Source organism: Betaproteobacteria bacterium, assembly GCA_009377585.1.
In the GTDB taxonomy this organism is placed as follows: Bacteria; Pseudomonadota; Gammaproteobacteria; order Burkholderiales; family WYBJ01; genus WYBJ01.
On the sequence record WHTS01000001.1, the window covers coordinates 142,447 to 150,943 of the forward strand.

Consider the following 8,497-nt stretch of genomic DNA (forward strand, 5'->3'; position numbering starts at 1 on the left):
GGCGAGCAGCAAATGCTCGCCATGGCGCGGATCCTGCGTACGGGCGCCCATTTGCTGCTGCTCGACGAGATCACCGAAGGGCTCGCGCCGGTGATCGTGCAAACGCTGGCACAGGTCATCCGGCGACTCAAGGAGCGCGGCTTCACGATCGTGCTGGTGGAGCAGAACTTCCGTTTCGCCGCGCCGCTCGCCGACCGCCACTACGTGATCGAGCACGGGCGCGTCGTCGAGCGTTTGGCGGCCGGCGAGCTCGAAACGAAAGCCGGCATGCTGCACGAATACCTGGGAGTATGATGCGTTCGCGATCGGACGATCGAATCGGCCGCGAGAAGGAGTGACGATGATGTCGAAACGCAAGTGGGGTGTGGGGGTCGCGGTAGCGCTGCTGGCGCTGCCGGCCGCGGCGCAGATGTCCGGCGGCGTGATCAAAATCGGTGTGCTGAACGACCAGTCCGGGACGTATGCCGACCTGACCGGGCAGGGCTCGGTGGTGGCCGCGCGCATGGCGGTGGAGGATTTCGGCGCGGCCAAGAAGGGCATGAAGGTCGAGGTCGTGTTCGCCGATCACCTGAACAAGCCCGACGTGGGCTCGCAGATCGCCCGGCGCTGGTACGACGCCGAGGGCGTGGATGCGATCTTCGACGTTCCGACATCCAGCGTGGCGCTGGCGGTGAACCAGCTCACGCGCGAGAAAGGCAAGGCCTTCATCGTCTCGGGCGCGGCCAGCTCGGACCTGACCGGCAAGGCTTGCTCGCCGAATACGATCCACTGGACCTACGACACCTGGGCGCTCGCCAACGGCACCGCCAATGCCATCGTCAAGACCGGCGGCAACACCTGGTTCTTCCTCACCGCCGATTACGCGTTCGGCCATGCGCTCGAGCGCGACGTCGAAGCGGTGGTGGTCAAGAACGGCGGCAAGGTGCTGGGCAGGGTTCGCCACCCCTTCCCCGGCACCGATTTTTCGTCGTTCCTGCTGCAGGCACAGGCGTCCAAGGCAAAGATCATCGGGCTCGCCAACGCCGGCGGCGACACCATCAACTCGATCAAGCAGGCCGCCGAGTTCGGCATCGTCAAGGGCGGGCAGAACCTGGCCGGCCTGCTCGTGTTCATCACCGACGTTCACGCCCTCGGTCTCAACACCGCGCAGGGCCTGATCTTCACCGAGACCTTCTACTGGGACATGAACGAGCAGACACGCGCGTTCACCAAGCGCTTCGCGCCGCAGGTGCGCGGCATTCATCCGAGCATGGTCCACGCGGGCGTTTATTCCGGCGTGCTGCACTACCTGAAGGCCGTCGAGGCGCTGAAGTCCGACGACGGCACCAAGGTGATCGCGAAGATGAAGGAAATGCCGACCGACGATCCGTTGTTCGGCAAGGGCAGCATCCGGGCCGACGGGCGCAAGATTCATCCGGCATATCTGTTCGAGGTGAAGAAGCCTCAAGAGTCGAAAGCACCCTGGGATTACTACAAGCTGCGCGCCACGATTCCGGCCGAGCAGGCGTTCCGGCCGCTGGCCGATGGGGGATGCGAGCTGGTCAAGAAGTAGGATGTCGCACTAGCGAGTCGGCCGGATGGGGATTTCCACCCAGGCGCTGTTCGGGCAGCTGCTGATCGGGCTCATCAACGGCTCGTTCTACGCCCTGCTCTCGCTCGGGCTGGCGGTAATCTTCGGCCTGCTCAACATCATCAACTTTGCTCACGGCGCCCAGTACATGCTGGGCGCCTTCTGCGCCTGGTTCCTGTTGAGCAAGTGGCAGCTGGGCTACTGGTGGGCGCTGCTGATCGTGCCGCTGGCGGTGGCGCTCACCGGGATCGCGGTCGAGCGCCTCCTGCTGCGCCACTTGTACAAGCTCGATCATCTGTACGGCCTGCTGCTGACCTTCGGGCTCGCGCTCATCATCCAGGGCGTGTTCCGCAACGAGTTCGGTTCCTCCGGGCTGCCGTACGCCATGCCGGCCGAGTTGACCGGCGGCCACAACCTGGGCTTCATGTTCCTGCCCACCTACCGCGCCTGGATCATCGTCGCCTCGCTCGCCGTCTGCCTCGGCACCTGGTATGTCATCGAGCGCACCAAACTGGGCGCGTACCTGCGCGCCGCGACCGAGAATGCGCCGCTGACACAAGCCTTCGGCGTCAACGTGCCGCGCATGATCCTGCTGACCTACGGCTTCGGCGTCGGCCTGGCCGGCTTCGCCGGCGTGCTGGCGGCGCCGATCTACCAGGTGAGCCCGCAGATGGGGGCCGATCTCATCATCGTCGTCTTTGCCGTGGTGGTGATCGGCGGCATGGGCTCGATCATGGGCTCGATCGTCACCGGCTTCGGGCTGGGCATCATCGAGGGCCTCACCAAGGTGTTCTATCCGGAAGCCTCGAACACGGTCATCTTCATCATCATGGCGATCGTGCTGATGCTGCGTCCGCAGGGCCTGTTCGGGCAGCGCTGAAGCGATGAATCGGGCGAGCGGACAAGTGGATCGCAATACCTTCTCGACAGGGGTGAGCTGGCGCGGGTTCGTGGTCATGGCGGCGATCTTTGCGGCTGCGCCCTTCGTGTTCTATCCCGTGTTCCTGATGAAGGCGCTGTGCTTCGCGCTGTTCGCGTGCGCCTTCAACCTGCTGATCGGCTTCGGCGGCCTGCTCTCGTTCGGCCATGCCATGTTCCTCGGCACCGCCGGCTACGTGTGCGCGCACGCGGCCAAGGAATGGGGTGTGACGCCGGAGCTCGCCATCCTGCTCGGCACCGGCGCTTCCACGTTGCTCGGCTGGCTGGCGGGGTTGCTCGCGATCCGCCGCCAGGGCATCTACTTCGCAATGATCACGCTGGCCCTGGCGCAGATGCTCTATTTCTTCTACATCCAGACGCCGTTCACCCACGGCGAGGACGGCATCCAGGCCGTGCCGCGCGGCCGGCTGTTCGGGCTGATCGATCTTTCGACGCCGCTGACGATGTACTACTTCGTGCTCGCCATCTTTCTCGGCGGCTTCCTGCTGATCGGGCGGGTGATCCATTCGCCGTTCGGCCAGGTGCTGAAGTCGATTCGCGAAAACGAGCAGCGCGCGATTTCCCTCGGCTACCGGGCCGATCGCTACAAGCTGGTCGCGTTCGTCTTGTCTGCGGCTCTGTCCGGGCTCGCGGGGGCGACCAAGGCGCTGGTGTTCCAGCTCGCCTCGCTCACCGACGTGCATTGGACCATGTCGGGCGAGGTGGTGCTGATGACGCTGCTCGGCGGCATGGGTACGGTATTCGGGCCGGTCGTCGGCGCCTTTCTCGTCATCACCATGGAAAGCTACCTGGCCGAGCTGGGCGCCTGGGTGACGATCGTGCAGGGCGCCGTGTTCGTCGTCTGCGTGCTCGCTTTCCGCCGTGGCATTGTCGGCGAGCTGGCTGCGCGCTGGTCCAAACGCCGGACGTAGCCCATCCGGGTCGCGGCGCTGCTCGGCGCCGTGCCGCTGTGCGAAACCGCAACCCGGTATGCGGGGTCCGCTGCCGCGAAGCCCGAGGTTATAATCGCCGGCTTGAACCCATTCAAAACGGGAAAGAGCCGATGAAAGTTCTGGTCGGAGTCAAGCGCGTCGTGGACGCGAACATCAAGGTGCGGGTCAAGAGCGACGGCAGCGGCGTCGACACGGCCAACGTCAAGATGGCGATGAATCCGTTCTGCGAAATCGCGGTGGAGCAGGCTGTGCGCATGAAGGAAGCCGGCAGCGTGAGCGAGATCGTCGCGGTGTCGATCGGTGGACCGCAATGCCAGGAAACGCTGCGCACCGCGCTCGCGATGGGCGCGGATCGTGCGATCCTGGTCGAGACCAGCGAGGAAGTCCAGCCGCTTGCGGTGGCCAAGGTGTTCAAGGCGCTGTGCGAAAAGGAACAGCCGGGGCTGGTGATTCTCGGCAAGCAGGCGATCGACGACGACAACAACCAGTCGGGCCAGATGCTGAGCGCGCTGCTCGGCTGGCCGCAGGCCACCTTCATCTCCAAGATCGAAATCTCGGGCGAGCAGGCGCAGATCACGCGCGAGATCGACGGTGGTCTGGAGCAGCTCACCGCGAAGCTGCCCTTGGTGGCGACTACGGACTTGCGTCTGAACGAGCCGCGCTACGTGACGCTGCCGAACATCATGAAGGCGAAGAAGAAGCCGCTGGAGAACATCAAGCCCGACCAGCTCGGTGTGGACATGGCGCCACGGCTGAAGACCGTCACGGTCGCCGAGCCTCCCAAGCGCTCCGCCGGCGTCAAGGTGGCCGATGTCGCCGAGCTGGTGGACAAGCTCAAGAACGAAGTCCGCGTCATCTGATCGCTGCGTGGCGAAGGCAATGTCGACGGCGCCTTCGCCCTTCACTTTTCACCCTTCACCCCAGTATTCACTCATTCACTCCCTTCGCCGAGTAAAGGTCTGACTCGATGAGCATCCTCGTCATTGCAGAACACGACGGCGCCCGGCTCAAGCCGGGATTCCTCAACACCCTCGGCGCCGCGCGCAAGATCGGCGGCGACATCCACGTCCTGGTCGCGGGCCACCAGGCGGGCGATGCGGCTGCAGCCGCCGCCAAGGCCGAAAGCGTGGCCAAGGTGCTGCACGCCGATGCGGCGCTCTATGCCAGCCCGACCGCCGAGAACCTGAGCGCGTTGATCGTCCCGCTCGCCAAGAATTACAGCCACGTGCTGGCTGCGGCCACGGGGTTCGGCAAGAACTTCATGCCGCGCGTTGCCGCGCTGCTCGACGTCGCGCAAATCTCCGACATCAGCGACGTGCTCTCGCCCGACTCGTTCGTGCGCCCGATCTATGCGGGCAATGCGCTCGCAACCGTGCAGTCGAACGACTCGGTCAAGGTCATCACCGTGCGTAGCACCGCGTTCGATCCCGTCGCCGACAGCGGTGGCAGCGGCGCGGTGGAGACGATTCCGGTCGGGCCCGACACCGGGCTTACCACCGTCCAGGGCCAGGAGCTCACCAAGTCGGCCCGCCCGGAGCTCACCGCCGCGCGCATCATCGTCTCGGGCGGACGCGGCATGGGCAGCGGCGAGAACTTCAAGATTCTCGAAGCGCTGGCCGACAAGCTGAACGCCGCCGTCGGCGCATCGCGCGCCGCAGTCGATTCCGGCTTCGTGCCCAACGACTACCAGGTCGGTCAGACCGGCAAGATCGTCGCCCCCGAGCTCTACGTCGCGGTAGGAATTTCGGGCGCCATCCAGCACCTGGCCGGGATGAAGGACAGCAAGGTCATCGTGGCGATCAACAAGGATCCCGAGGCGCCGATCTTCCAGGTCGCCAACTACTGGATCGTCGACGATCTCTTCAAGGTCGTGCCCGAGCTCACTGAGAAACTGGGCTGATCACGCGCGAGCCGCACGGGCGGGCGTTCCATATCACGCCCTGGTCGCACGGCGGGCCGTTGCATGGCCCGCCGGCCCGCCCTGGCATCGTCCTTCGCATCGCTGCGTGCCGGCCGCGAAGCCGTCGCTCTTTCCAGCGCGCCTCTACCAGCCAGCGACCTGCCGGGCTTCGGCGCTGCGGCTGGTAGCATAATCACCTGATTGCACGCCGCGTCCGATTGGCGCGGTGCTGCCATCGTGTCTTTGCCCGAGGTGCGCCGATGTCCGAATATGTCGCCCCGCTCGCCGATATGCGTTTCGTTATCAAGGAGCTGGTCGGGCTCGAGCACATCGCCGAGCTGCCCCCCTTCGCTGAGCTGAGCCCGGACCTGGTCGATCAGGTGCTGGAAGAAGCCGGCAAGTTCGGCGCCGAAGTGCTCGGGCCGCTCAACCGCGTGGGCGATACCCACGGGGCGCGCTTCGATGCCGGCAACGTGACCACGCCACCCGGTTTCAAGGAAGCCTACGCAAAGTTCGTCGAGGCCGGTTGGAACGGCCTTGCCGGCGAGCCCGAGTTCGGTGGCCAGGGCCTGCCGCAAATCGTGGCGATGCCGGTGGCCGAGATCTGGAACAGCGCCAACATGGCGTTCTGCCTCTGCCCGATGCTTACCAGCGGCGTGCTGGAGGCGCTCGAGCGCATCGGCTCGCCCGAGCAGCGTGCGCGCTTCCTTCCCAAGCTCACAAGCGGTGCATGGTCGGGCACGATGAATCTCACCGAGCCGCAGGCGGGCTCGGATCTTTCCGCGGTTCGCACCCGCGCGCTCCCGCAGCCCGATGGTACCTATAAGCTCTTCGGGCAGAAGATCTTCATCACCTACGGCGAGCACGATCTCGCCGAGAACATCGTGCACCTGGTACTTGCGCGCACACCCGACGCGCCGGAAGGCACGCGCGGTATCTCGCTTTTCATCGTGCCCAAGTTTTTGCTGGATGCGAACGGCAAGCCGGATGCGCGCAACGACGTGCGCTGCGTCTCGATCGAGCACAAGCTGGGCATCCACGCGAGCCCGACTTGCGTGCTGGCATACGGCGACAACGGCGGCGCGACCGGCTATCTCGTCGGTAAGGAGAACGAGGGCCTGCGCTACATGTTCATCATGATGAATCACGCGCGCCTCGGCGTCGGCCTGGAAGGTGTGGCGATGGGCGAGCGGGCCTACCAGCATGCGGCTGCGTACGCGAAGCTGCGCGTGCAGGGCCGGGAGCTGGGCGTCGGCAGCGGCGATCGGGTCACGATCGTCCACCATCCCGACGTTCGCCGCATGCTGATGCTCATGAAGTCGCAAACCGAAGCGATGCGCGCTCTGGCCTACACGGCAGCCGCGGCGCTGGATCTCTCGAATCACCATTCCGATCCGACCGAGCGTGCCCGGCACCAGGCGCTGCTCGACCTGCTGACGCCGATCGTGAAAGGCTGGTGCACCGAGCAGGCGGTGGAGATCGCCTCCCTCGGCGTGCAGGTCCACGGCGGCATGGGTTTCATCGAGGAGGCTGGCGCCGCGCAGTTCTATCGCGACGCCCGCATCACCACCATCTACGAAGGGACCACCGGCATTCAGGCCCTCGATCTGGTCAACCGCAAGGTCGGATCGGAACGGGGCGCAACCATGCGCGCCGTGCTAGAGCAGGCATCCTCGACGGCGGCGGACTTGCTCGGCTCCGGCGATCGCGATCTCGAGGCGATCGGCCAGCAGCTGAAAAGTGCAATCGATGCGCTCGAAACCGCCACCGACTGGGTGGTCGAGACCTTCCCGAAGGATCCCCGGCAGGTCGCAGCCAGCGCGGTGCCGTACTTGAAACTCTCCGGGCTGGTACTGGGCGGCAACGCGATGGCGCGCTCAGCCCGCATTGCCGTCCGGCGCCGCGGCGAGGAAGGCGCCGATACCGGCTTCTATCGCGCCAAGCTGCAGAGCGCCCGGTTCTATGCCGAGCACATCTTGCCGCAGGCGCATGCGGCCACGCGCATCGTGACGCACGGCGCAGCGGCCACCCTCGCTCTGGACGACGCGACGTTCTGATCATTCGCGGCCGTTCGGCTGGACGGCGCGCGGCCCCGCGTGTAAAGTCCGTGCGGCACGGCCGCAGCAGCGCGATTTCGTTCCAGCCCCCGTGCCATATTGGGCCGTCGCGAAGTAGCTGGCTTCCACTGCGCACTCGACTCCGCCCTGTTGCCCCGCGAGAGGCATTCGGGGCAACAGGGCGGCGGACTTCGCGACGGCTCGGTAGCACTCAAGGCGCCTGGCAGGAGGGTATGCCGGTTGTGATCTCGGTCTGGACCACGCTTGCTGTGGCGCTCGTCGCGGCCTGGATGCTCGGGTACTTCGCTGCACCGCTTTGGTTCTGGATCCTTGCTGCGGCTGCGCTGCTCTACGCTGCGGGCGCCGGACCGATTCTGTGGGCCGTATTCGTGTTGCTGGCGGCGCTTTTCAATGTGCCACCACTGCGCCGCGCGCTGATCGGCGCACCCTTGCTCGCGGTCTTCCGCCGTGTGCTGCCCGCAATCTCCGAGACCGAACGCGAAGCGCTCGATGCCGGTACGGTATGGTGGGAAGGCGATCTTTTCAGCGGCCGGCCGGATTGGCGCAAGTTTCTCGCGTATCCCGCACCGAGCCTGAGCGCGGAGGAGCAAGCATTCGTCGACGGTCCGGTCGAAACCCTGTGCAGCATGGTCGACGATTGGAAGGTGACGCGCGAGCTGGGCGATCTGCCGCCACACGTCTGGCAGTACATCAAGGACGAAGGGTTCCTGGGGATGATCATCCCCAGGCAGTACGGCGGCAAGGGATTCAGCGCGCTGGCGCATTCCGAGGTGGTGATGAAGCTCACCTCGCGCTCCAGCACGGCCGCGGTGTCGGTCATGGTGCCCAATTCGCTCGGGCCCGCGGAGCTGCTGTTGCACTACGGCACCGAGGCGCAGAAGAATCACTATCTGCCGCGGCTCGCGCAGGGACTCGAAGTGCCGTGTTTTGCACTCACCAGCCCCGAGGCGGGTTCCGATGCCGGCGGCATACCCGATTACGGCATCGTGTGCCGCGGGGAGTGGCAGGGACGATCGGACGTGCTCGGCATCCGGCTCACCTGGGAGAAGCGCTACATCACGCTGGGGCCGATCGCCAC

Annotated in this window: 7 protein-coding genes and 1 pseudogene (1 of these 8 cut by a window edge); all 8 read left to right on the forward strand. The window is 65.6% G+C overall.

The window, feature by feature from the left end; all coding sequences use genetic code 11:
* A partial coding sequence (locus GEV05_00635; protein ID MPZ41914.1) for an ABC transporter ATP-binding protein occupies window positions 1-294 on the forward strand: 294 nt, incomplete at its 5' end.
* A gap of 49 nt (window positions 295-343) precedes the next feature.
* Window positions 344-1,552, forward strand: a complete 1,209-nt coding sequence (locus tag GEV05_00640; protein ID MPZ41915.1) for an ABC transporter substrate-binding protein — start codon at window positions 344-346, stop codon at window positions 1,550-1,552.
* Window positions 1,553-1,577: 25 nt separating this feature from the next.
* Window positions 1,578-2,450, forward strand: a complete 873-nt coding sequence (locus GEV05_00645; protein MPZ41916.1) for a branched-chain amino acid ABC transporter permease — start codon at window positions 1,578-1,580, stop codon at window positions 2,448-2,450.
* A 4-nt stretch (window positions 2,451-2,454) separates the two neighbouring features.
* A complete protein-coding gene (locus GEV05_00650; protein MPZ41917.1) occupies window positions 2,455-3,420 on the forward strand; it encodes a branched-chain amino acid ABC transporter permease in 966 nt (321 codons plus the stop codon).
* A gap of 131 nt (window positions 3,421-3,551) precedes the next feature.
* Window positions 3,552-4,301, forward strand: coding sequence for an electron transfer flavoprotein subunit beta/FixA family protein (locus tag GEV05_00655; protein MPZ41918.1), 750 nt, complete (start codon window positions 3,552-3,554; stop codon window positions 4,299-4,301).
* 107 nt (window positions 4,302-4,408) lie between these two features.
* Window positions 4,409-5,341, forward strand: a complete 933-nt coding sequence (locus GEV05_00660) for an electron transfer flavoprotein subunit alpha/FixB family protein (GenBank protein ID MPZ41919.1) — start codon at window positions 4,409-4,411, stop codon at window positions 5,339-5,341.
* Between the two features lie 260 nt (window positions 5,342-5,601).
* The gene (locus GEV05_00665; protein ID MPZ41920.1) at window positions 5,602-7,398 is read left to right on the forward strand and encodes an acyl-CoA dehydrogenase; all 1,797 of its coding nucleotides are present in this window, start codon (window positions 5,602-5,604) and stop codon (window positions 7,396-7,398) included.
* Window positions 7,399-7,631: 233 nt separating this feature from the next.
* Window positions 7,632-8,497: pseudogene (locus GEV05_00670) on the forward strand (DUF1974 domain-containing protein) (it continues 1,633 nt past the right edge of the window).

Coding starts and splice junctions, on each gene's coding strand:
- GEV05_00640 (MPZ41915.1), top strand. CDS start 344: ATGTCGAAACGCAAGTGGGGTGTGGGGGTCGCGGTAGCGCTGCTGGCG.
- GEV05_00645 (MPZ41916.1), top strand. CDS start 1,578: ATGGGGATTTCCACCCAGGCGCTGTTCGGGCAGCTGCTGATCGGGCTC.
- GEV05_00650 (MPZ41917.1), top strand. CDS start 2,455: ATGAATCGGGCGAGCGGACAAGTGGATCGCAATACCTTCTCGACAGGG.
- GEV05_00655 (MPZ41918.1), top strand. CDS start 3,552: ATGAAAGTTCTGGTCGGAGTCAAGCGCGTCGTGGACGCGAACATCAAG.
- GEV05_00660 (MPZ41919.1), top strand. CDS start 4,409: ATGAGCATCCTCGTCATTGCAGAACACGACGGCGCCCGGCTCAAGCCG.
- GEV05_00665 (MPZ41920.1), top strand. CDS start 5,602: ATGTCCGAATATGTCGCCCCGCTCGCCGATATGCGTTTCGTTATCAAG.